Annotated in this window: 17 protein-coding genes and 1 pseudogene; 3 read left to right on the forward strand and 15 right to left on the reverse strand. The window is 68.5% G+C overall.

Going from position 1 to position 20,770, the window contains the following annotated elements:
* Window positions 1-10: 10 nt before the first annotated feature.
* Genes ASD05_RS10355 through ASD05_RS10410 form a run of 12 tightly spaced genes read right to left on the reverse strand, consistent with a single transcriptional unit; the run spans window position 11 to window position 16,473 of the window.
* The gene (locus ASD05_RS10355) at window positions 11-883 is read right to left on the reverse strand and encodes an acyltransferase (RefSeq protein WP_056591383.1); all 873 of its coding nucleotides are present in this window, start codon (window positions 881-883) and stop codon (window positions 11-13) included.
* Complete coding sequence (locus ASD05_RS10360; RefSeq protein WP_056591385.1) at window positions 883-1,521, reverse strand: nitroreductase; 639 nt, start codon at window positions 1,519-1,521, stop codon at window positions 883-885. The genes ASD05_RS10355 and ASD05_RS10360 overlap by 1 nt, the downstream gene beginning before the upstream one ends.
* A complete protein-coding gene (locus ASD05_RS10365; protein ID WP_056591388.1) occupies window positions 1,518-3,932 on the reverse strand; it encodes an adenosylcobalamin-dependent ribonucleoside-diphosphate reductase in 2,415 nt (804 codons plus the stop codon). The genes ASD05_RS10360 and ASD05_RS10365 overlap by 4 nt, the downstream gene beginning before the upstream one ends.
* Window positions 3,929-5,161: an NAD(P)H-dependent flavin oxidoreductase gene (locus ASD05_RS10370; RefSeq protein WP_056591391.1), complete on the reverse strand. Its 1,233-nt coding sequence runs from the start codon at window positions 5,159-5,161 to the stop codon at window positions 3,929-3,931. The genes ASD05_RS10365 and ASD05_RS10370 overlap by 4 nt, the downstream gene beginning before the upstream one ends.
* Window positions 5,145-5,825: a carbonic anhydrase gene (locus ASD05_RS10375; protein ID WP_056591393.1), complete on the reverse strand. Its 681-nt coding sequence runs from the start codon at window positions 5,823-5,825 to the stop codon at window positions 5,145-5,147. Before ASD05_RS10375 ends, ASD05_RS10370 begins: the two co-directional genes overlap by 17 nt.
* The gene (locus ASD05_RS10380; RefSeq protein ID WP_056591396.1) at window positions 5,822-6,700 is read right to left on the reverse strand and encodes a peptidylprolyl isomerase; all 879 of its coding nucleotides are present in this window, start codon (window positions 6,698-6,700) and stop codon (window positions 5,822-5,824) included. Before ASD05_RS10380 ends, ASD05_RS10375 begins: the two co-directional genes overlap by 4 nt.
* A complete protein-coding gene (narI, locus tag ASD05_RS10385) occupies window positions 6,697-7,491 on the reverse strand; it encodes a respiratory nitrate reductase subunit gamma (RefSeq protein ID WP_056591399.1) in 795 nt (264 codons plus the stop codon). The genes ASD05_RS10380 and narI overlap by 4 nt, the downstream gene beginning before the upstream one ends.
* Window positions 7,488-8,171: a nitrate reductase molybdenum cofactor assembly chaperone gene (gene narJ / locus ASD05_RS10390; RefSeq protein ID WP_056591401.1), complete on the reverse strand. Its 684-nt coding sequence runs from the start codon at window positions 8,169-8,171 to the stop codon at window positions 7,488-7,490. Before narJ ends, narI begins: the two co-directional genes overlap by 4 nt.
* A gap of 15 nt (window positions 8,172-8,186) precedes the next feature.
* Window positions 8,187-9,719: a nitrate reductase subunit beta gene (gene narH, locus ASD05_RS10395; RefSeq protein ID WP_056591404.1), complete on the reverse strand. Its 1,533-nt coding sequence runs from the start codon at window positions 9,717-9,719 to the stop codon at window positions 8,187-8,189.
* 17 nt (window positions 9,720-9,736) lie between these two features.
* A complete protein-coding gene (locus tag ASD05_RS10400; RefSeq protein WP_056591407.1) occupies window positions 9,737-13,525 on the reverse strand; it encodes a nitrate reductase subunit alpha in 3,789 nt (1,262 codons plus the stop codon).
* A 33-nt stretch (window positions 13,526-13,558) separates the two neighbouring features.
* Window positions 13,559-15,211 (reverse strand): MFS transporter, encoded by a 1,653-nt coding sequence (locus ASD05_RS10405; protein WP_056591410.1) that lies wholly within the window; start codon window positions 15,209-15,211, stop codon window positions 13,559-13,561.
* Entirely contained in the window at window positions 15,208-16,473 is a 1,266-nt protein-coding gene (locus ASD05_RS10410) for an MFS transporter (protein ID WP_056591413.1), read from the reverse strand. The genes ASD05_RS10405 and ASD05_RS10410 overlap by 4 nt, the downstream gene beginning before the upstream one ends.
* Window positions 16,474-16,668: 195 nt before the next feature.
* Between ASD05_RS10410 and ASD05_RS10415 the strand changes: the two genes are divergently transcribed.
* Both ASD05_RS10415 and ASD05_RS10420 read left to right on the forward strand, forming a co-directional pair.
* Window positions 16,669-17,319, forward strand: coding sequence for a YitT family protein (locus ASD05_RS10415; RefSeq protein ID WP_056591416.1), 651 nt, complete (start codon window positions 16,669-16,671; stop codon window positions 17,317-17,319).
* Between the two features lie 35 nt (window positions 17,320-17,354).
* Entirely contained in the window at window positions 17,355-17,822 is a 468-nt protein-coding gene (locus ASD05_RS10420) for a bacteriohemerythrin (protein WP_056591419.1), read from the forward strand.
* On the opposite strand, the gene ubiM is transcribed toward ASD05_RS10420, so the two are convergent.
* Genes ubiM through ASD05_RS10435 form a run of 3 tightly spaced genes read right to left on the reverse strand, consistent with a single transcriptional unit; the run spans window position 17,819 to window position 20,198 of the window.
* A complete protein-coding gene (ubiM, locus tag ASD05_RS10425) occupies window positions 17,819-19,039 on the reverse strand; it encodes a 5-demethoxyubiquinol-8 5-hydroxylase UbiM (RefSeq protein ID WP_082572024.1) in 1,221 nt (406 codons plus the stop codon). The two genes, ASD05_RS10420 and ubiM, sit on opposite strands and share 4 nt — an antisense overlap.
* Window positions 19,040-19,074: 35 nt before the next feature.
* Window positions 19,075-19,719 carry a hemerythrin domain-containing protein gene (locus ASD05_RS10430; protein WP_056591437.1) on the reverse strand — a complete coding sequence of 215 codons (645 nt, stop codon included), beginning with the start codon at window positions 19,717-19,719 and terminating at the stop codon, window positions 19,075-19,077.
* Window positions 19,716-20,198: an OsmC family protein gene (locus tag ASD05_RS10435; RefSeq protein WP_056591446.1), complete on the reverse strand. Its 483-nt coding sequence runs from the start codon at window positions 20,196-20,198 to the stop codon at window positions 19,716-19,718. Before ASD05_RS10435 ends, ASD05_RS10430 begins: the two co-directional genes overlap by 4 nt.
* A gap of 253 nt (window positions 20,199-20,451) precedes the next feature.
* Between ASD05_RS10435 and ASD05_RS29440 the strand changes: the two are divergent.
* Window positions 20,452-20,756, forward strand: a pseudogene (locus ASD05_RS29440) (integrase core domain-containing protein); the annotation flags it as partial.
* Window positions 20,757-20,770: the final 14 nt, after the last annotated feature.

Raw genomic sequence — 20,770 nt, forward strand, 5'->3', positions numbered from 1 at the left:
GGTGCCCAAGCTACCTTCGAGCGCCGCGGTGTGAGGCCAGCAGTCCCTGGATCAGGCGGTCCTTGTCCTTCCACTGGGCCTCGATCCACTTGCGGATGTGCTGGCGGCGCGCCTTGTCGCCCGACGGATCCCCGCCCAGCAGATGCGGTGGAATGGCGCGTCGGCGGACATCGACGGTGACGGCCCCCATGCGGCCGCACAGCAGCGTCCAGAAGCTGGGCGTCCCCTCGGGATAGACGATGGTCACGTCGAGCATCGCCTCGAACTGCTCGCCCATGGCGGCCAGCGCCACGCCGAGGCCGCCCGAGCGGGGTTCGAGCAGATGGCGGTAGCTGCTGCTCTGCGCGGCATGCTTGGCCGCGGTGAAGCGCGTGCCCTCGACGAAATTGATGACGGCCGTCGGCACGCGCTTGAACTTCTCGCAGGAACGTCGCGTGGTGGCGAAATCTCCGCGGCCCGACCCGCGGCCGCGCCTCATGAACGGAAAGTCCAGCGCCCACCATGCCAGTCCGATGAAGGGCACCCAGATGAGTTCGCGCTTGAGAAAGAACTTGAGGAACGGAATGCGCCCGTGGAAGCTGCGCTGCAGCACCAGGATGTCGACCCAGCTCTGGTGGTTGCTCGACACCAGGTACCAGCCGCGCGGGTTCAGGCCCTCGATGCCCCGGATCTGCCATGGCACCGGGCACGCCCGTGCGATCCATGCGTTGTTGACGACGACCCAGCCGCCGGCCAGCCGGTTCAGCAAGCGGTCGCAGCCGGTGCGCACGCCCTCGACCGGCACGAGCAGCTTGAGCAGCGCCGGCGGCACCATCAGCGCGAACGCGAGCAGCGTGTTCGCGCCGATCAGCAGCCCGTTGAACGCACCGCGCAGCAAAGGCATCAGCCGTACAGCGCGAGGGAAGGTGCGCTGCCCAGTTCGCTGACGTAGCGGCCGAGCGTGGGCCGTTCGGGGCCGGCCTTGCGGGCCGTCGCCGAGCCCACGCTGATGAAGCACAGCGGCTCGTCGTGCCGGTCCAGCGCGAACAGGGCGCGCAGTTCGTCCGACTGCAGCGCCTTGCCGGTGGTCAGCGCCGAGCCGTAGTTCAGCGCGGTGGCGGCCAGCAGCATGTTCTGGATGGCGCAGCCGGCCGCCAGGATGCGCTCGGCGGCCGGAATCTCCGCGTTGCCGGGGTCCAGCCGCGCGATTGCGAGCATCAGCAGCGGCGCACGGAAGGCCTTCTCGCGCGCCTGGTCCTGCTGGCCGGGCGTGGCGGCGGCGTCGCGCTGCAGCAGGGCCTGCACGAACACGTCGGCGAGCCGCCCGCGCTGCGGCGGCGGCACGACGACGAAGCGCCACGGCACCAGGCCGCCGTGGTCCGGGGCCGAGGCCGCGGCGCCGAGGATCTGTTCGAACTCGGCACGGTCGGGCCCCGGCGCGCCGAGCCGCTTGGGCAGCACCGTGCGGCGCGCTTGTAGGAGCGCGGCCAGCTGCCGCGCGCTCACGGGCGGCTCGGCCGCGGCGTCGGCGGCCGGGTTCATCCGCAGCTTCCCAGGTGCCCGCACTGCGTGCAGTAGTCGCAGCCGTCCTTGCGGATCATCGCGTGGGCGCCGCATTCGGGGCACTTGGCACCCGCCATCGTTGCCGCGGCGGCCATGGGGGGCGCCGAGGCGTCGAGCGCGACCGGTGCCGCGGGCGCCTGGCCGCTGCGGTGCGCGATCAGCTGCTGGATCGCATAGGCGATGGCGCCCGCTTCGGAGTCGTGCCACATGGGCACCTGGGTGCCGTCGGCCTTCAGGTGGTGGCCCAGGCGCACCGGCCCGCGGTCCCACGCGACCTTGCGCATGTCAGCGAGCGCGCGTTCGAGAAAACCGCCGCGCGCGGCCAGCGACAGCAGTCGCATGCTCGCGGTGATCCATTGCTGGGATTCGCCGCTCTGGCCCACCGGCATGAAGAATTCCACGGCCCGCTCGCGGCCGTCGGCCAGCGGCAGAAACGACACCACCAGGTAGAGCGTCTGCCGCCCCTGCTGGGTCCAGTACTCGATCTTCTCGGCGACGGCGTCCAGCGCGCCTTTCGGGCGGCTCTCGATCATTGCGCGCATCGGGTCGGCCGCGGCGCCGTCGGCGGCGGGGCGGGGCTGCGGCTGCGCGGCCGGCGCCACCTCCAGCACGGACCCCAGGATGCTGTTGGGCCGGTAGGTCGCCAGGCCTTTCAGGCGCGCGGTCCAGGCCTGCAGGTAGAGGCCCTTGAAGTCCTCGTAGGGATAGTCGGCGGGCACGTTCACCGTCTTCGAGATGGCGGTGTCGACGAAGGGCTGCACCGCTTCCATCATGGCCAGGTGGCCGGCCGCGGGCATCGACTGGGCCGAGACGAAGTACGCCGGCAGCCGTTCGGTGTCGCCGCCCAGGAAGCGGTACAGCCGCCAGGCGTGGTCCTCGACGTCGTACTCGGAGGTGCTGCCGTCGGCCTCGCGCTTCTTGCGCCGGTAGGTCCAGGAGAACGCCGGCTCGATGCCGTTGGAGGCGTTGTCGGCGAACGCCAGGCTCACAGTGCCCGTCGGCGCGATCGAGATCAGGTGGCTGTTGCGGATGCCGTGCATGCGGATCTGTTCCTGCAGCGCCTGGTCCAGGCGACTGGCGAAAGTGCCGCGTGCCAGGTAGCGCTCCGCGTCGAACAGCGGGAAGGCGCCTTTCTCGCGCGCCAGCGCCACTGAGGCGGCGTAGGCGGCGTCCCGCAGGCAGCGCGCGATGCGCACGGCCATGGCCCGTCCCTCGGGCTGGTCGTAGCGCAGGCACAGCATGGCGAGCGTGTCGCCCAGGCCCGTGAAGCCCACACCGATGCGGCGCTTGGCCATGGCTTCGGCGCGCTGCTGGGGCAGGGGCCAGAAGGTGAGGTCCAGCACGTTGTCCAGCGCCCGCACCTGGAGCGCCACCGATTCGCCGAAGCGCCCGAAATCGAAGTGCGCCGCACCGCCGATGCCGAAGGGATGGTCCACGAAGCGCGTCAGCACGATCGGCCCGAGGTCGCAGCATCCGTAGGGCGGCAGCGGCTGTTCGCCGCAGGGGTTGGTCGCCTCGATGTGCTCGCAGTAGCGCAGGTTGTTGTCGTTGTTGATGGTGTCGGTGAACAGGATCCCGGGCTCGGCGAAGTCGTAGGTGGAGCGCATCACCAGGTCCCACAGCTCCCGCGCCGGCAGGCTGCGGTAGACCCAGCTGCCATCGCTGGCCTGGGCCGCGCCGCGCGCGATCAGTTCGGCGCCCGGCCTGGCGCTGTGCACCAGGGGCCATTCCTCGTCGTCCGCCAGGGCGCGCATGAATTTGTCGGTCACCGCCACCGACACATTGAAGTTGTTCCAGCGTCCGGGGGTGCGCTTGGCCGTGATGAAGTCCAGCACGTCGGGGTGGTCGATGCGCAGCACCCCCATCTGCGCGCCGCGGCGCGCGCCCGCGCTCTCCACCGTGGCGCAGGAGCGGTCGAACACGTCGATGTAGCTGCACGGTCCCGATGCGGTGGAGGCGGTGGTCCGCACCTGCGCGCCGCGCGGCCGGATGCGCGAGAAGTCGTAGCCGACGCCGCCGCCGCGGCGCATCGTTTCGGCCGCTTCGCGCAGCGCCTCGTAGATGCCCGCGTAGCCGCCGTCGTCCCGGCCCTGGATGCAGTCGCCCACCGGCTGCACGAAGCAGTTGATCAGCGTGGCCTCCAGGTCGGTGCCGGCGGCGCTCATGATGCGGCCGGCGCCGATCGCGCCGGCGCGCAGGTTGGCCAGGAAGCGCGCCTCCCATTGGGCGCGCTGGTCTTCGGCCTCGACCGAAGCCAGCGCGCGGGCCACGCGCGCGAACAGGTCCTCGGCGTCGGCTTCGCCGGGCTTGAGGTATTTCTCCCGCAGCACGTCGCGGCTGATGGGCTGCACGGGCAGCGGCGCCATCGTGGCGTTTTCCTCGCGCTTCATGCCGCGGCCTCCCCGGTGGAGACGGCCGGGCGGATACCGCCGAGCAGCCATCGCAGCAGGTCGCGCACGGGGCGGATCTCGCTGCCGAACGGCAGCGCCCCCGCACCGCGGAAGAACAGGCCGCGGTCGAGGTGGCCTTCCAGGGCGTGCCCCAGTGTCTTGTCGATGCAGAACTGGCCCCAGCTGGCGTTGCCGTCGCGCAGGCCGCAGTGCGCCAGGCAGTCGAAGCGCATGGTGCAGCTGTCCTTCTTGTGCGCCTTGTGCTGCAGTCGCGGCTCCAGCCGCAGGTACTTATCGAGCCACGGCGTGCGCACCGCGCGCGCCGGCAGGCCCGCCGTGCTGACGAACTCGACGATGTCGGCGGGCTTGGCGTCGGCCAGCACCTGCTTGAAGGCCGGGTGCGCATCGCATTCGGTGGTCACCGCGAACGCGGTGCCGAGCTGCACCGCCGCGGCGCCGATGCCCTGCAGGCGCCGGATGTCTTCCAGGCTGCCGATGCCGCCGGCCGCGATGAGGGGAATGCGGCCCTCGATGCCGGCGGTCTTGAAGAATTCGAGCACCTGCGGAATGGCGACGTCGAAGTCGAAGCGCGGGTCCTGCAGGTCGGCGACCTTGGCGGCGCCCAGGTGGCCGCCCGCCAGCCGCGGATGCTCGATCACGATGGCGTCGGGCAGGCGCCCCTTCTTCTCCCACTTTCGCACCACCAGCTGCACGCCGCGCGCATCCGAGAGGATGGGGATCAGCGCCACCTCGGGATGGTCGCGCGCGAGTTCGGGCAGGTCCAGCGGGAGGCCCGCGCCCACCACCAGGGCGTCGATGCCGCAGGCCATGGCATGGCGCAGGTAGGCCTCGTAGGCGGTCAGCGCCTTCATCACGTTCACGGCCAGGAGGCCGCGCCCGCCGGAGCGTTCGCGGGCGCGCGCGATCTCGCGGCCCAGCGCTTCCAGGTTGGCGGCATCGATACGCTGCCCGGCGTCGGGCTCGGCATTCAGGTGGGCCGTGCGGGCCATCAGGTCGGGATGCAGCCGGCGCAGGTCGACCGCCGAGATCGTGCCCATGCCGCCCAGCCCGGCGACCGTGCCGGCGAGCCCGCCGGCCGACACGCCGACCCCCATGCCGCCCTGGATGACGGGCAGGAGTTTCACGCCCTTGAGGCGCCAGTTGCGCAGGCCCGAAGCGCGCGAAAGCGCTTGCAGGGCGATTGCTGTCTCGTCAGAGGATCGATCCATCATGTTCCACATAAGGTTGATAAGGGCCGGTACCGGCGTTGGAGGCGAGCGAGGCCGGCAGGAAGTCGCCCGCCTGTGCATCGAACACATGGACTTCGCCTTCCTCGATCACGTAGTGCCAGCCATGCAGCGTGAGCGCGTTGCACTCGACGCGGCTGCGCACCATCGGGTAGGCCATCAGGCGTTCGAGCTGCAGCACCACCGCGCGCTGCTCGCTGCGCCGAAGCGCGGCGGCGCTGGCACGCACCGGCAGCAGCGCCTCGTCGGCCAGCCGCAACCATGACCGGAGCGCAACCGCTTCGTCGGCCACGCCTTCGTAGGCCGCGCGGATCGCGCCGCAGTGGCTGTGGCCGCACACGACGATGCGCTCCACCTTCAGCTCGAGCAGGGCGAATTCGATCGCGGCCACCGTGCCATGCAGCCCGTGCATTCCGTCGCAGGGCGGCACGAACGCGCCGACGTTGCGAATGATGAAAAGCTCGCCGGGGCCGGTGCCGGTCAGCAGGTAGGGCATGAGCCGCGAGTCCGAGCAGCCGATGAAGAGCGTCTTCGGATGCTGGCCTTCGGCGACCAGGTCCTGGAAGCGCTGCTGGTGCCGCGGGAAATAGTCGGACCGGAACCTGCGCAGGCGCAAGAGCAGGTCGTCCGGTTCCTGCGCGGTCATTGCACCAGCGGGGAATCCGCCCCTTCGAGCACCAGGCCGCTCACGTCGGCGCGTCCGGCCAGCAGCTGCATGTACTGGTGCAGGGCCTTGGCGCGCGACTGCTGGGCGAGCTGCACCGCGATGCGCGGTTTCACTTCTTCGAAGGATTGCCGGCGGCCCGCATCGCGCGCGAGCACGTCGACGATGTGGAAGCCGTAGCGGCTGTGCACCAGGCGCGGATGCAGGCCCAGCGCGTCGAGCCGCTCGGTGTTGTGGAACAGCTCGGCCGTGAGTTCGTCGGCACAATCGTCGGGGCCGATCCAGCCGAGGTCGCCGCCCTCGGCGCCGCTCGGGCAGTTCGACAGGGTCCGGGCGAGTTCGGCGAAGCGGCTGGGCGCGGCATCCCTGTGACGCAGTTCGAGCAGGGCCTGCTCGGCGCGCGCCGCCAGCGCCGCGACGTTGATGCCGTCGGTCACGGCAAACAGGATGTGGCGTGCATGCACCCGGCGGCCGATGGCGAAGTGCGCGCTTCGCGCCGTGTGGTAGCGGCGGCATTCGTCCTCGCTGGGCGCGGGCACCTCGATCTCGTCGTCGAGCATCTGCTGGATCACGGCCTGTTCAGCCGTGCCCAGGCGGGGCGCCATGCGCGCTTGGGAAGGCGGCAGCAGGCGGCGCGCGACGGCCTCCTGGCGCAGCAGTTCGGCCCAGGCCAGCTCGCGCAGGCTGTATTCGTCCGGGCGTTCGCCGGGCCGGTGCAGGACAATTCCGTTGATCGCCGCGCATGCGGCTTCGGCCGGAACGACGCCCGCTGCCGTCTCGACGGCCACGGAGCCCGACGCCGGCGCCGCGGCTTCGTGGCACTGGCAGGCCCCGCCGCCGCATCCGCCGGCGCTCACCGGCCCACCCCGGTGGTCTTGGCGACGGCGCTGGCCGGCATCGCCTTCGGCGGCGCATGAGGCGCGGTGTCCCGCACACCGGCCGAGGCCTGCCTGCCGGACGCCAGCGCGCGGCGGCTGCGCACCACCTGGTAGGGGCGGAACACATACACCACCGTGGCGAAGCCGCTCCACACATGCACCAGCCGCGTGAACGGAAAGACCAGGAAGATCGACATGCCGAGGAACATGTGCGCCTTGAACACCCAGCTCGCACCGTCCAGCAGTTCCACCGCGCCGCCGCGGAAGGTGACGATGCGCTGCGCCCATTCGGCCAGCCGCATCATCATGCCGCCGTCCAGGTGCTGGGCCGACAGCGGGATGGTCGCCAGGCCGAGCGCCAGCTGCAGCCACAGCAGGACCAGCAGCACGATATCGCTGGCCTTGGAGTTGACGCGGATGCGCTCGTCACCGAGCCGGCGGTGCAGCAGGATCGTGACGCCGGCGAAGCCCAGCAGGCCGGCGATGCCGCCCGAGACCATGGCCATCAGCTGCTTGCTGCCGGCAGCGATGAAGGGCTCGTACAGGAAGTGCGGCGTCAGCATGCCGGCGCTGTGGCCGAAGAACAGGAACAGCACGCCCACGTGGAACAGATTGCTGCCCCAGCGCAGCTGGCCGGCGCGCAGCAGCTGCGAGGAGTCGCTCTTCCAGGTGTACTGGTCGCGATCGAACCGGATCAGGCTGCCGATGAAGAACACGCTCAGGCAGATGTACGGGTAGATGCCGAAGAGGAAATTGTCGAGGGCATTCATACGGGGGCTCCACTGGCGGCGGGCGTTGCCGCCTTGCGAACGATGTGGATGGGCTGCGCATCGCCGGGCCGCGCCTGGCCCTTCGTGCTGCAGCCCTCGAAGACGATGGGCTCGGCCCAGCTCTCGTCGATCGGCCGGTCGTCGGCCACCGCCACCGCTTCGGCCTCGTGGCCGGCCAGCTCGATGACCGCCGCCAGCACGCTGGCGTAGGCGCTCTCGCGCTTGCGCAGCGCGCTGAAGATGGACGCCAGGATGTGGGCCATCTCGCCGAGGAAGGCGCGCGCCACCTCCGGCGGCTGCGTCGAGGCGAACTCGAGCACCACGCACAGGTGGTCGGGCACTTCGTGCGGGCCGAGCAGCAGCCCGCATTGCTCGTAGGTCTGGGTCAGGTCGATCATCGCCGGGCCGCGCTCGCGCGAGTCGCCGTGCACATGCTCGAAGAGGTGCAGCGAGGTGCTGCGGCCGCGGTCGAACAGTTCCACGAACTGCGTCTCGGCGTCGATCGGGTCCATCGAGGCCAAGGCGCGGGCCAGTGCGTGCAGCTCCCGGCGGCGCGCCGGTGACAGCGCCGCCTCGGCGTCCATCGCATCGGCCAGCTGGGGCATCAGGGCGCGCGCCTGCGCATCGGGATAGCCGAGCAGCAGGGCCAGTGCGCGAAGGGTGTGGCGTGGGGTATTCATCGTGGCGCTCCGGCGTCAAACCTTGGCATGGATGGGAATCGTGCGGCGCTTGGCGGCGCCGAACAGGCTGGCCTCGGAGCTGCCGTCGGAGCAGCCGTTGCCGAACGAGAAGCCGCAGCCGCCCTTCATGTCGAAAGTGTTCTCGGCGTACTCGCGGTGCGTCGAGGGGATGACGAAGCGGTCCTCGTAATTGGCGATGGCCATCACCTGGTACATCTCTTCCACCTGCGCGGCGCTCAGGCCGACCTGCGCCAGCACGGCCGGGTCTGCGACGTTGTCGACGTGCTTGCCGCGCTGGTAGGTGCGCATGGCCAGCATGCGCTCGAGCGCGCGGATCACCGGCTCGGTGGCGCCCGCGGTCAGCAGGTTGGCCAGATACTGCACCGGGATGCGCATCTGCGTGACGTCGGGGATCGCGCCCTTGGCACCGACGTGGCCGGCATTGGCGGCCGCCGTGATCGGCGACAGCGGCGGCACATACCAAACCATCGGCAGTGTGCGGTACTCGGGGTGCAGCGGCAGCGCCACCTTCCACTCCATCGCCATCTTGTAGACCGGGCTGTTCCTGGCGCCTTCGAGCCAGGCCTCGGGGATGCCGTCGCGCCGGGCCTGCGCGATCACCTGCGGATCGTGCGGGTCGAGGAAGATGCCGAGCTGGGCCTCGTAGAGATCCTTCTCGTCCGGCACGCTGGCCGCTTCCTGGATGCGGTCGGCGTCGTAGAGCACCACGCCGAGGTAGCGGATGCGCCCGACGCAGGTCTCCGAGCAGACGGTGGGCTGGCCGGCCTCGATGCGCGGGTAGCAGAAGATGCACTTCTCGGCCTTGCCGCTTTGCCAGTTGTAGTAGATCTTCTTGTAGGGGCAGCCCGAGACGCACATGCGCCAGCCGCGGCACTTGTCCTGGTCGATCAGCACGATGCCGTCTTCCTCGCGCTTGTAGATTGAGCCCGAGGGGCAGGAGGCCACGCACGCCGGGTTCAGGCAGTGCTCGCACAGCCTGGGCAGGTACATCATGAAGGTGTTCTCGAACTGGCCGACCATCTCCTTCTGCACCGCTTCGAAGCCGTCGAGGTTGGCGTCCTTGCTGCGCTTGGCGAACTCGCCGCCGAGGATTTCTTCCCAGTTCGGGCCCCACTCGATCTTCTCCATGCGCTTGCCGGTGATCAGGCTGCGCGGGCGCGCCGTCGGCGGCGCCTTGGTCGTGGGTGCGGATTGCAGGTGTTCGTAGTCGAAGGTGAAGGGCTCGTAGTAGTCGTCGATCTGCGGCAGGTTGGGGTTGGCGAAGATGCGCATGAGCAGGCTCCACTTGCCGCCCTGGCGCGGCTCGATTGAGCCGTCGGGCTTGCGCACCCAGCCTCCCTGCCACTTGCCCTGGTTCTCCCATTCCTTGGGGTAGCCGATGCCGGGCTTGGTCTCGACGTTGTTGAACCAGGCGTACTCCACGCCGGGCCGGCTGGTCCAGACGTTCTTGCAGGTGACCGAGCAGGTGTGGCAGCCGATGCACTTGTCCAGGTTTAGGACCATGCCGATTTGCGCGCGTATTTTCATCGTGGGTTCCTCCTCGTTCAGGCCGCCGCCGCGGTGGCCGCGACGGGCGCGTCCGCGGGCGCGTCGAGCCAGTCGACCTTGTTCATCTTGCGCACCACCACGAACTCGTCGCGGTTGGTGCCGATGGTTCCGTAGTAGTTGAAGCCGTAGCTGAACTGCGCGTAGCCGCCGATCATGTGCGTGGGCTTCAGCACGATGCGGGTCACCGAGTTGTGGATGCCGCCGCGCGTGCCGGTGATCTCGGAGCCCGGCGTGTTGATGATCTTCTCCTGCGCGTGGTACATCATCACCATGCCCGGATTGACGCGCTGGCTCACCACCGCGCGCGCCGAAATGGCGCCGTTGATGTTGAACAGCTCGACCCAGTCGTTGTCGGCGATGCCGGCGCTCTTCGCGTCGTCCTCCGACAGCCACACCACCGGCCCGCCGCGGTTCAGCGTGAGCATCAGCAGGTTGTCGGTGTACGTCGAGTGGATACCCCATTTCTGGTGCGGCGTGATGAAGTTGAGCTGGATCTCCTTGTGGCCGTTGCTGCGGATGTTGTGGATGTCCCGGGTGGTCTTCAGGTCGACCGGCGGGCGGTAGGCCGCCAGGCCTTCGCCGAAGGCGCGCATCCACGGGTGGTCCAGGTAGAACTGCTGGCGCCCGGTCAGCGTGCGCCATGGGATCAGCTCGTGCACGTTGGTGTAGCCGGCGTTGTAGGAGACCTTCTCGCTCTCGATGCCGCTCCAAGTGGGCGAGGAGATGATCTTGCGCGGCTGCGCCTGAATGTCGCGAAAGCGGATCTTCTCGTCCTCACGGTAGACCGCCAGGTGCGTGTGGTCGCGCCCGGTCTGCTTGCCCAGCGCCTCCCACGCCTTCACGGCCACGTGGCCGTTGGTTTCGGGCGCCAGCTGCAGCACGACCTCGCAGGCGTCGATGTCGGTGTCGATGCTCGGCATGCCCTGCGTGGCGCCGGGCTCGGCGACGCGGCCGTTGAGCTGGCCGAGTTCGTCCACCTCGACGTCCGTGTTCCAGCCGATCCCCTTGCCGCCGTTGCCGATCTTCTTGAGCAGCGGGCCCAGGGCGGTGAACCGCTTGTAGAGGTTCGGATAGTCGCGCTCCACGACCGCGATCTGCGGCGCGGTCTTGCCGGGGATGAGTTCGCACTCGCCGCGCTTCCAGTCGGCCACGCCGAAGGGCTGGGCCAGCTCGGCGGGGGAATCGTGCATCAGCGGCGTGAGCACCACTTCCTTCTCCACGCCCAGATGGCCAGGGCACAGCGCGCTGAAGGTGCGGGCGAAGCCCTTGTAGATCTCCCAGTCGCTGCGCGCCTGCCAGGCCGGGTCGACCGCGGTCGACAGCGGATGGATGAAGGGGTGCATGTCGCTGGTGTTGAGGTCGTTCTTCTCGTACCAGGTGGCGGTCGGCAGCACGATGTCGGAGTAGAGGCAGGTGGTGCTCATGCGGAAGTCGAGCGTCACCAGCAGGTCGAGCTTGCCCTCGGGCGCCTTGTCGTGCCAGACCACTTCGGCCGGCTTGGCGTCGCCGGGCCCGAGGTCCTTGCCCTGCACGCCGTGCGTGGTGCCCAGCAGGTGCTTGAGAAAGTATTCGTGGCCCTTGCCGGAAGAGCCCAGGATGTTGGAGCGCCAGACGAACATGTTGCGCGGCCAGTTCGACGGGTGGTCGGGGTCCTCGCAGCTCATGCGCAGCGTGCCGTCCTTCAGCGCCTTGGCCGTGTAGGCCGCGCCGTCGACGCCGGCGGCCTGCGCGTCGCGCGCCACCTGCAGCGGGTTGGTCTGCAGCTGCGGCGCCGAGGGCAGCCAGCCCATGCGCTCGGCGCGCACGTTGTAGTCGATCATCGTGCCCGCGAACGCCGCCTTGTCGGCCAGCGGAGACAGCACTTCCTCCATGCCGAGCTTCTCGTAGCGCCACTGGTCGGTGTGCGCGTAGAAGAAGCTGGTCGAGTTCATCTGCCGCGGCGGCCGGATCCAGTCGAGCGCGAAGGCCAGCGGGGTCCAGCCGGTCTGCGGACGCAGCTTTTCCTGGCCCACGTAATGGGCCCAGCCGCCGCCGCTCTGGCCGATGCAGCCGCACATCATCAGGATGTTGATGACGCCGCGGTAGTTCATGTCGCTGTGGTACCAGTGGTTCATGGCCGCGCCAATGATCACCATCGACTTGCCGTGCGTCTTCTCGGCGTTGGCCGCGAACTCGCGCGCCACGGTGATGACCTGGTCGCGCGGCACGCCGGTGATCTTCTCCTGCCAGGCCGGCGTGTAGGGCGTGTCGTCGTCGTAGCTGGCGGCCGCCAGCTCGCCCGCGAGGCCGCGCGCCACGCCGTAGTTGGCGGCCTGCAGGTCGAAGACCGTGGCGACCAGCGCGCTCTGGCCTTCGGAACCGAGCGCGATGCGCTGGACCGGCACCGTGCGCACCAGCACGTCGCTTTGCGCGTTGTTCGGGAAGTGTTCGCTCTCGATGCCGCCGAAGTAGGGGAATCCGATCCGCGCCGTCTGGATTGCCGTGGCTGCATCGTCGAGCAGCGAGAGCGTGAGCTTCACCGCCCCGCCGTGCTCCGCTTCCTTGGCCTCGAGGTTCCATTGCCCGGCATCGGCACGGCCGTCCGCGCCCCAGCGAAAGCCGATGGCGCCCTGCGGCACCACCACGCGGCCGTCCTCCGCCAGCGCGACGGTCTTCCATTCGGGGTTGTTCGGCTGGCCGAGCCGGTCGTCGAAGTCCGAGGCCCGCACGTAGCGGTCGGGCACCATCACCTGTTCGCCCGAGGGCAGGGTGTGTTCCTTCAGCATGACCAGCATCGGCAGGTCGGTGTAGCGCCGCGCGTAGTCGTCGAAGTACGCGGTGCGCCTGTCGAAGTAGAACTCCTTGAGGATCACGTGGCCCATGGCCATGGCGACCGCGGCATCGGTGCCCTGTTTCGGATGCATCCACAGGTCCGACAGCTTGGCGACCTCGGCGTAGTCGGGCGTGATCGCGACCGTCTTGGCGCCCTTGTAGCGGACCTCGGTGAAGAAGTGCGCGTCCGGCGTGCGCGTCTGCGGCACGTTGGAGCCCCAGGCGATGATGTAGCTGGAGTTGTACCAGTCGGCCGACTCCGGCACGTCGGTCTGCTCGCCCCACACCTGCGGGCTGGCCGGCGGCAGGTCGCAGTACCAGTCGTAGAAGCTCATGCACACGCCGCCGATCAGGCTCAGGTAGCGGCTGCCCGCGGCGTAGCTCACCATCGACATGGCGGGAATCGGCGAGAAGCCGATGATGCGGTCCGGGCCGTGGCGGCGGATCGTGTGGATGTTGCTGGCCGCGACGATCTCGTTGACCTCGTCCCAGCCCGAGCGGGCGAAGCCGCCGAGGCCGCGCACGCTCTGGTAGCTGCGGCGCGTCGCGTCGTCCTGCACGATGGAGGCCCAGGCCTCGACCGGCCCGAGCGTCTTGCGCGCTTCGCGCCACGCCTTGAGCAGGGCGCCGCGCACCATCGGGTACTTCACGCGGTTGGCGCTGTAGAGGTACCAGCTGTAGCTCGCGCCGCGCGCGCAGCCGCGCGGCTCGTGGTTGGGCATGTCCCAGCGGGTGCGCGGGTAGTCGGTCTGCTGGGTTTCCCAGGTGACGATGCCGCCCTTGACGTAGATCTTCCACGAGCAGGAGCCCGTGCAGTTCACGCCGTGCGTGCTGCGCACGATCTTGTCGTGCGCCCAGCGCGCGCGGTAGGCGTCTTCCCAGGTGCGGTCTTCGCCGGTGACCTGGCCATGGCCCTCGGCGAAGGATTCACGCGGCTGCGCGAAGTAGGTCAGGCGGTCGAGAAAGTGGCTCATCGTGTGTCTTTCGTCTGGATTCGATTGGCTGGCTCAGGGGTTCTTCACGTAGGCGCCGCGGCGCAGGTAGAACCACCAGTTGAGAACGAGGCACAGCGCGTAGAACACGGCAAAGCCGTACATCGCGTACTGGGGCGTGCCGGCCTTGATCTGGGCGCCGATGACCACGGGTGCAATGAAGGCGCCGTAGGCGGCGATGGCCGAGGTCCAGCCCAGCACCGGGCCGGCCTTGGCGCGGTCGAAGATCACGCCGATGGTGCGGAAGGTGGAGCCGTTGCCGATGCCGCTGGCCGCGAACAGCAGCACGAACAGCAGCATGAAGGGCAGGAAATACTGCTCCGGCTGCGGCGAGCTGTAGGCCAGCAGCATCACGTAGCCCACGGCGACCGACGCGATCACCATCACCACCGAGATCGCCTGCGTGACGATCGAGCCGCCCACTTTGTCCGAGATCCAGCCGCCCACCGGGCGGATCAGCGCGCCGACGAAGGGCCCGATCCAGGCGTAGGTGAAAGCCGAGGGCGCGTTCGGGTTCTTCAGCGTGTGCTGCAGCACGCCGGCGGCGTCGGGCACGTGGCTGATGCCGAAGATGACCGCGATCGACAAAGGCAGCGCCATCGAGAAGCCGATGAAGGAGCCGAAGGTCACGATGTAGAGCGCCGTCATCGACCACGTGTGCTTGTCGCGGAAGATCTCGAACTGCTTGGCGATGTTCTCCTTCATGGCGCCGAACGCGGCGAGCTTCATGGTGAACAGCGTGGCCACGATGATCAGCGGCATGGCCACCCACATGTTGAGCAGGCCCAAGCCCGTGGGCGCCGGCAGGTACAGGTACAGCCCTGCGATCGCCGGGGCGAACGACAGTGTGTAGAGCCAGATGATCTTCATGAAGGCCCGGATCGCGCCACCGGTGTCGGGCGAGACGGTGTTCAGGTTGTTCATGCCGAACCAGCACAGGATCGACAGCGGCACCAGCGACAGCACCCAGGCGAAGCCCGCGTTCTGGATCCAGGTGGGCGTGCCTGCGGTGATCTTGCCCAGGATCCAGCCGCTGTCCTTGAGCAGCGTCATGGGCTCGCCGCCGATGCCGCCCAGGAGACCCACGGTCATGACCAGCGGGATGACGATCTGCATGGTCGTCACGCCGAAGTTGCCGATGCCGGCATTCAGGCCCAGCGCCGTGCCTTGCAGGCGCTTGGGAAAGAAGGTGCTGATGTTGGACATCGAGCTGGCGAAGTTGCCGCCCCCCACGCCCGACCACAGCGCCATGAGCTGGAACACCCACAGCGGCCACTCCTTGTGCTGCAGCGCGATGCCGGTGCCGATGGCCGGCGCCAGCAGCATCGCCGTGGTCAGGAAGATGGTGTTGCGCCCGCCCGCCAGCCGGATCAGGAACGAGGCCGGGATGCGCATGGTGGCGCCGGCCAGGCCCGCGATGGCGGTGAGCGTGAACAGTTCGGCCTGGGCGAAGGGGAAGCCCAGGTTGTTCATCTGCACGGTGATGATGCCCCACATGCCCCAGACGGCGAAGGCGCACAGCAGGGCAGGGACCGACAACCACAGATTGCGCCATGCCACGTGCCGGCCGGTACTTTCCCAGAACTGTTCGTCCTCGGGGCGCCAGTCGGCGATGTCGGCGCGGCCGCCGGTCGTCCCCGGGGGAACGGCGATGGTGCTGGTGCTCATGATTTTGTTTCCAGGTTGAGATTCGAGGTCCGCGCGCGCAGGCCGCCCATGACCTGGGTGGCGCGCACTTCGGTCCAGTACATCCAGATCAGCGAGACCCAGACCACGCCGTACATCAGCATGAAGGCGCTGGACCGGATACCGGTGAGGTCCATCAGCGCACCGAACATGACGGGCAGCACGAAACCGCCCAAGCCGCCGGCGAGTCCGACGATGCCGCTGATGGCGCCGATGTTCCTGGGGTAGTCGTCGCTGATGTACTTGAAGACGCTGGCCTTGCCGAAGGCCATGGCGATGCCGAGCACGAACATCAGCGCGGTGAAGCTGTAGACGTTCAGCCCGATGTGGAAGGTGCGCGGTCCGTTCACCGTGAGCAGCGTGAGATCGGTCTGCGGGTAGCTCAGCAGGAACAAGCAGATCCAGCACACCCACATCACCCACCAGGTGACGCTGTGAGCGCCGTACCTGTCGGACAGCCAGCCGCCGACGGCCCGCAGCACGCCGCCCGGCAGTGAGAAGCAGGCGGCCAGTAGCGCGGCGACGCGGATGTCCAGTCCGTATTCGCCGACGTAGTACTGCACCATCCACAGCGAGATCGCGACGTAGCCGCCGAAGACGATGCTGTAGTACTGGCAGTAGCGCAGCACCCGCGGGTCCTTGAGCGTCCTGAGCTGGTCGGCGAAGCTGGCGCTGTGGCTCACCAAATGGCGGGGGTCACTGGCGCTCAGCGTCCAGAACAGCAGCGCAGCGCCGAGCATGATCGCCGCGTAGACCTGCGGCACCACGGCCCAGCCGAAGGCCACGACGATGGCCGGCGCCACGAACTTGTTGACGGCGGCGCCCGAGTTGCCGGCGCCGTAGATGCCCATCGCGAAGCCTTGCCGGCTGCGCGGAAACCAGCGCGCCACGTAGGGCGTGCCGACCGAGAAGGAGCCGCCCGCGAGTCCGACGAACATGCCCAGCACGATGAAGTGCCAGTACTGCGTGGCATAGGACATCAGCCAGATGGCCGGCACGGTGGCGGCCATGAGCAGCGTCATGACGATGCGCCCGCCGAAGCGGTCGGTCCAGATGCCGAGCGGCACGCGCACCAGCGAACCCGTGAGCACCGGCATCGCGGTCAGCAGGCCGAACTCGGTCGCGTTGAGCGCGAGCGCCTTGCGGATCGGGATGCCGATCACGCCGAACATCATCCACACCATGAAGCAGACCGTGAACGCCAGCGTGCTCACCGCCAGCACGCGCCAGGCCTTGGCGGGCATGGCCTGGTGCGCCGATGACGGCGAAAGATCTTGACTGGTTGCGGTTGCGCGCTGCTGCACGATGGGTCTCCTGAAGGGCTGCCCGAGCTTAGAAGCGGGCTTTCCGGCCGCCTTGATCCACATCAAGCGGCGGGGAGCCTGCGCAACCTTGTCCTGGCGCAAGGTCTGCATGGCCGCGCGAGGAGACACTGGGCCATGGATCAAGACTCGCGCCTCGAGGCCGAACGGCGATACCCGGTGCTGGACGATGCGCAGGGATTCGGGACGGCCATCCTTTTGGTCGGCCTCGGGCTGGCCATACTTCGCAGCGCCCATCTGCTGACGGGCGGCATCCCTGGCCTGGCCTTTGTGCTGAACTATGCGTCGGGCTGGTCCCTGGGATGGACCCTGCTTGTCGTGAACCTGCCTTTCATCGCGTTCGGCTGGCGCGCATTCGGGTTGCGATTCACCTGGAAGACGCTCCTCGTCGTTGCCGGGCTGTCGCTCAGCGTCGAGGGCATAGGGACGGCTCTCGGCGTGCAGCCGGCACACCCGCTGTTCGCGGCGATCGCCGGCGGCCTGCTGATCGGCGTCGGCTTGCTCGTCTTGTTCCGCCACGGTGGCAGCCTGGGTGGGTTTGGCGTGCTGGCGCTGTTCCTGCAGCGCCGCTACGGGTGGAGCGCGGGGTCCGTGCAGATGGCCTGCGATGCCGCCATCGTCGCCTCGGCCTTCGCGCTTGTCGAACCGAGCCGGGTCGGCTACTCGATCGTCTCGGCGGTGATGGTGAACCTGGTCCTGATGTGGAACCACCGGCCGGACGCGCGATCGTTGAGCGAGATCAAGGAACCGCCCGCCGGCCCTCGATAGCCTTGCGGCCTGGCCCTATCCTCAGAGGAGATCGCATGGCTGTCCTGGACCGATCCGATGCAATTTCGCTCGGCCTGCCCTTCATGGACCGGGCGCGCGAGCGATTCGTCAAGCGCCTGGCGCGGGTGGATGAGGCTGGCAACGCCGCGTTGCCGGAGGCCTGGCGCGATCTGCTCGCGTGCGCGGCCGAACACTTCGCGTGCGAAGACATCTGGATGCGGGCGTCCGGTTTCGCATCGCGCAAGGATCACGCGGCCCAGCACCGCGTGGTGCTCGAGGTGATGCGCGAAGGCGCGGTGCATGCCGCGCAGGGGCGGCTTTCGCAGGTGCGGGAAATGGCGTGCCAGTTGCGGGACTGGTATGAGCGGCATGTCCGGACCATGGATGCGCCGCTGGCGCGCCATCTGCGCTCCGGCCGCAGGAACGCCGGTGTGCAACCGCGGGCCTCTCTTGCGGCACGCCTGCCGCTGCGCGCAGCCGCACAGCACCCGTCCCCGCGCTAGGCCGTGGTGCCAGGCAACTGCAGGCCGCCGCGGCCCGTGAGGCGCGCGGTGATCGCCGCCTTCAGCGGCGGGAGATGCTGGGCGCCGCGAAGGAGCAGTTGCCGCGCGAGGCGCTGCGGTGCGCCGGTGCTGGCATAGAGTCTCGCGACCGCATTCGTGCCGTGGTAGATCGGGGCCGCGTCCCGGCGGTGCGCGCGTTCGTAGCCCGCCAGGACCTCGGCGGCGCTGATGTCCTGCTGGGCCGCGCGGGCTTCGCACAGCGCGTGCACAAGGGATGCGACGCTTTGCAAGCCGAGGTTGTAGCCATGGGCCGTGACCGGATGCATGCCGACGGCGGCATCGCCGACCAGCGCGCTGCGCTGGGCCACGAAGCGCCGGGCATAGGCGGCAACGAGGGGGTAGGGGAAGCGCTTTCCGAGCAGTTGCATCCGTCCCAGCCGGCTGCGGAACTGGCGCTCCACGAGCGCCGCGAAAGCCTGTTCGGGCAACGCGAGAAGTTGGCTCGCGGCTGCGGCATCGGCGGTCACCACGACCGACGAGACATGACCCACGGCGGGCAACACCGCGAGCGTGCGTTCGTACCCGAAACACTCGTAGGCCACGTCGCCATGCGGAAAATCGTGCCGCATCCGGCACACGATCATGACGCGGCCGAAATCGTGCATGTCGGCGGCGATGCCGAGCTGCTTGCGCGACCAGGAGAATCGGCTGTCGGCCGCGACGAACAGGCGGCCCTGCAGTTGCCGCGGCATGCCGGGCGAGGTTTCGAAATCCAGTTGCACGCGGCCGGGCTCGGTGCCGACGCGAAGCACTTGGGCACTATCGAGCAGTTGCAACCCCGGGCGTTCCGCCGCGGCGGCAAAGCTGACGCGGCGCAGCGCGTGGTTCGGCACGATCCAGCCCAGGACGTCGGAGCCGCTGCCCTGCGGGGAGAAACTGAGCGCCCGATCCTGCCAGTCGCCATCGATGACGCGCGCTTCCTTGATGCATCCGATCTCCTCGGGCAGGAGGCGTTGCCACAAGCCCAGTGCGCGCAAGGTCGCCGCGCTGGCGTGGGTCAGCGCGATGTCCCGCCCGTCTTCGGCCGGGGCGGCCAGGGCCTCGCGCGGCTGGGCGTCCAGAACGGTGGCGGTGAAGCCGGCATCGGCCAGGGCGATGGCCAGGGCCAGGCCGGCCGGTCCTGCGCCGACGATGAGGGCGTCGCGATCTTGCTGCATATGGTTTTCTGTGTCGATGAGGAGGGGAGGGCGCGCTAGCGGTTCGGCGTGAACGTCGGCAGCGCGGCGCCTGCGAACGCTTCGAGCACCGAGCCGACATTGCCGGAATGCTGCAGTGCGCCGACGATCGTGCGGAACAGCGGCTTGTACGGCTCGTCGGCTTCGTAGCCCGCCAGCGGATCGCGATTGGCCAGGAAGGCGACATCGAGTTCGGCCCATTCGCCGGCGTCGAGCACCGACTCGGCGAGCGGTAGGATCTCCGTTTCCTCGACGCGCATGTGCTCCAGGTAGAAGTCGGCGTACTGCTGCATCAGCTGCTCGAAGTTGTCGCGCCGCATGTCGCACTGAGCGGTCCCGCTCATCGTGTGGAACCCCAGCAGCGCATGCTCGAGCTCGCGAATGGCGCATTCGCCGCGCGCATGGTCGCGGTCGAGCCGGTCGAGTACCGCATCGGTGTGCGCGCTGCGTCCGCGCAGCTTCGGAAACAGCAACAGGCTCTCCTTCGGGTGATGCAGTTTTTCCGGGAACTCGTCGACGTAGAACAGCATGGCCTGCAGGGCGTCGAAGTCGGGAAGGGTGCCGTGCCGCCTGTGTTCGCGCAGGAGCAGCGTGATCGAGCGCAGCATGGCCGACAGGGCGCGGTGCTCGTGGCGGATGATGTTCAGGCTGCTGTGGGTCATGGCGCACCTCCTGGGACTGAATTCGCTTTCAAGCTCAGCAATGCGCCGCTGCCGTCGAGAACGCGCACCTCGACTGGAACGGCGGTGCGCACACTTTGTGTCACGACGCAGAAGTCCTCGAACTGGGCAAGCGCCCGTTCGAGTTGCCTGAGTGTTGATGCCGCAACGCCAAGGTGTATGGCGACCTGGATGCTCGCCACGCGCTGGCGGCCCTGCGGGTTGCGCGACAGCGTGACATCGGCCTGCGTTCGCATGGGAACGGTTTCGTTCCTGAACTTGCGCAGCGAGAACAGGAGGCTCGATGACAGGCAGTTGGCCACCGCCGCCACCAGCAGTTGCTCCGAATCGGGCCCGGCCCCGGTTCCCAGCGGTGGCTGCACGTCCGTCAAGAGCGCGGCTGCGCCGGGCTGCCCGAAATCGACAGCGAACCGGTACGCTTCCCGCAACACCAGCGCGACGGCGTTCGATTCGTCCATCATCTACGGAGCCGCATCAACGGCGCCGCCTCGTTTGCTTTCGTTGCCTTCCGGTCTTTCATATCAATGCCAGTATCGGGTGCGTGCGGGTGCGCGGGTTTGACATGGCGCAAGCCTCGATCGAGGCGCCGGCAGGCTGACACGAGTTCTCAAACCATGGCGTTGCATCGGAATGATGCGAGCCGCCACCGACCGCTACGCTGCTGGTCACAGGGAACCTTGATTTCCCAATCCTTCAACGTTGCGTGCTTGCAGGACGGGCAACGGACCGGCCTTCCGCTCGCGTGAGTTCAAGGCGACTTGCACTGAACTGGGCATCAAGCACAGCTTCACGCGGCCCTACAGACCGCAAACCAACGGCAAAGCCGAGAGGTTCATCCGTCCGCGTTGCGCGAGTGGGCCTACGGCTGGACCTACCAGAACTCAGCTCATCGAACCGATGCCCTGGCAAGCTGGCAGCACCACTACAACTGGCACCGCCCGCACAGCGGTATCGGAGGCCTCGCGCCCATGTCCAGAATCAAATCGTCAAGAAACAACCTCTTGACGCTTCACACCTAGGCGGACAGGCGCAC

The organism is Variovorax sp. Root434 (genome assembly GCF_001426595.1).
In the GTDB taxonomy this organism is placed as follows: Bacteria; Pseudomonadota; Gammaproteobacteria; order Burkholderiales; family Burkholderiaceae_C; genus Variovorax.

Coding starts and splice junctions, on each gene's coding strand:
- ASD05_RS10355 (WP_056591383.1), bottom strand. CDS start 883: ATGCCTTTGCTGCGCGGTGCGTTCAACGGGCTGCTGATCGGCGCGAAC.
- ASD05_RS10360 (WP_056591385.1), bottom strand. CDS start 1,521: ATGAACCCGGCCGCCGACGCCGCGGCCGAGCCGCCCGTGAGCGCGCGG.
- ASD05_RS10365 (WP_056591388.1), bottom strand. CDS start 3,932: ATGAAGCGCGAGGAAAACGCCACGATGGCGCCGCTGCCCGTGCAGCCC.
- ASD05_RS10370 (WP_056591391.1), bottom strand. CDS start 5,161: ATGGATCGATCCTCTGACGAGACAGCAATCGCCCTGCAAGCGCTTTCG.
- ASD05_RS10375 (WP_056591393.1), bottom strand. CDS start 5,825: ATGACCGCGCAGGAACCGGACGACCTGCTCTTGCGCCTGCGCAGGTTC.
- narI (WP_056591399.1), bottom strand. CDS start 7,491: ATGAATGCCCTCGACAATTTCCTCTTCGGCATCTACCCGTACATCTGC.
- narJ (WP_056591401.1), bottom strand. CDS start 8,171: ATGAATACCCCACGCCACACCCTTCGCGCACTGGCCCTGCTGCTCGGC.
- narH (WP_056591404.1), bottom strand. CDS start 9,719: ATGAAAATACGCGCGCAAATCGGCATGGTCCTAAACCTGGACAAGTGC.
- ASD05_RS10400 (WP_056591407.1), bottom strand. CDS start 13,525: ATGAGCCACTTTCTCGACCGCCTGACCTACTTCGCGCAGCCGCGTGAA.
- ASD05_RS10405 (WP_056591410.1), bottom strand. CDS start 15,211: ATGAGCACCAGCACCATCGCCGTTCCCCCGGGGACGACCGGCGGCCGC.
- ASD05_RS10410 (WP_056591413.1), bottom strand. CDS start 16,473: ATGCCCGCCAAGGCCTGGCGCGTGCTGGCGGTGAGCACGCTGGCGTTC.
- ASD05_RS10415 (WP_056591416.1), top strand. CDS start 16,669: ATGGATCAAGACTCGCGCCTCGAGGCCGAACGGCGATACCCGGTGCTG.
- ASD05_RS10420 (WP_056591419.1), top strand. CDS start 17,355: ATGGCTGTCCTGGACCGATCCGATGCAATTTCGCTCGGCCTGCCCTTC.
- ubiM (WP_082572024.1), bottom strand. CDS start 19,039: ATGCAGCAAGATCGCGACGCCCTCATCGTCGGCGCAGGACCGGCCGGC.
- ASD05_RS10430 (WP_056591437.1), bottom strand. CDS start 19,719: ATGACCCACAGCAGCCTGAACATCATCCGCCACGAGCACCGCGCCCTG.
- ASD05_RS10435 (WP_056591446.1), bottom strand. CDS start 20,198: ATGATGGACGAATCGAACGCCGTCGCGCTGGTGTTGCGGGAAGCGTAC.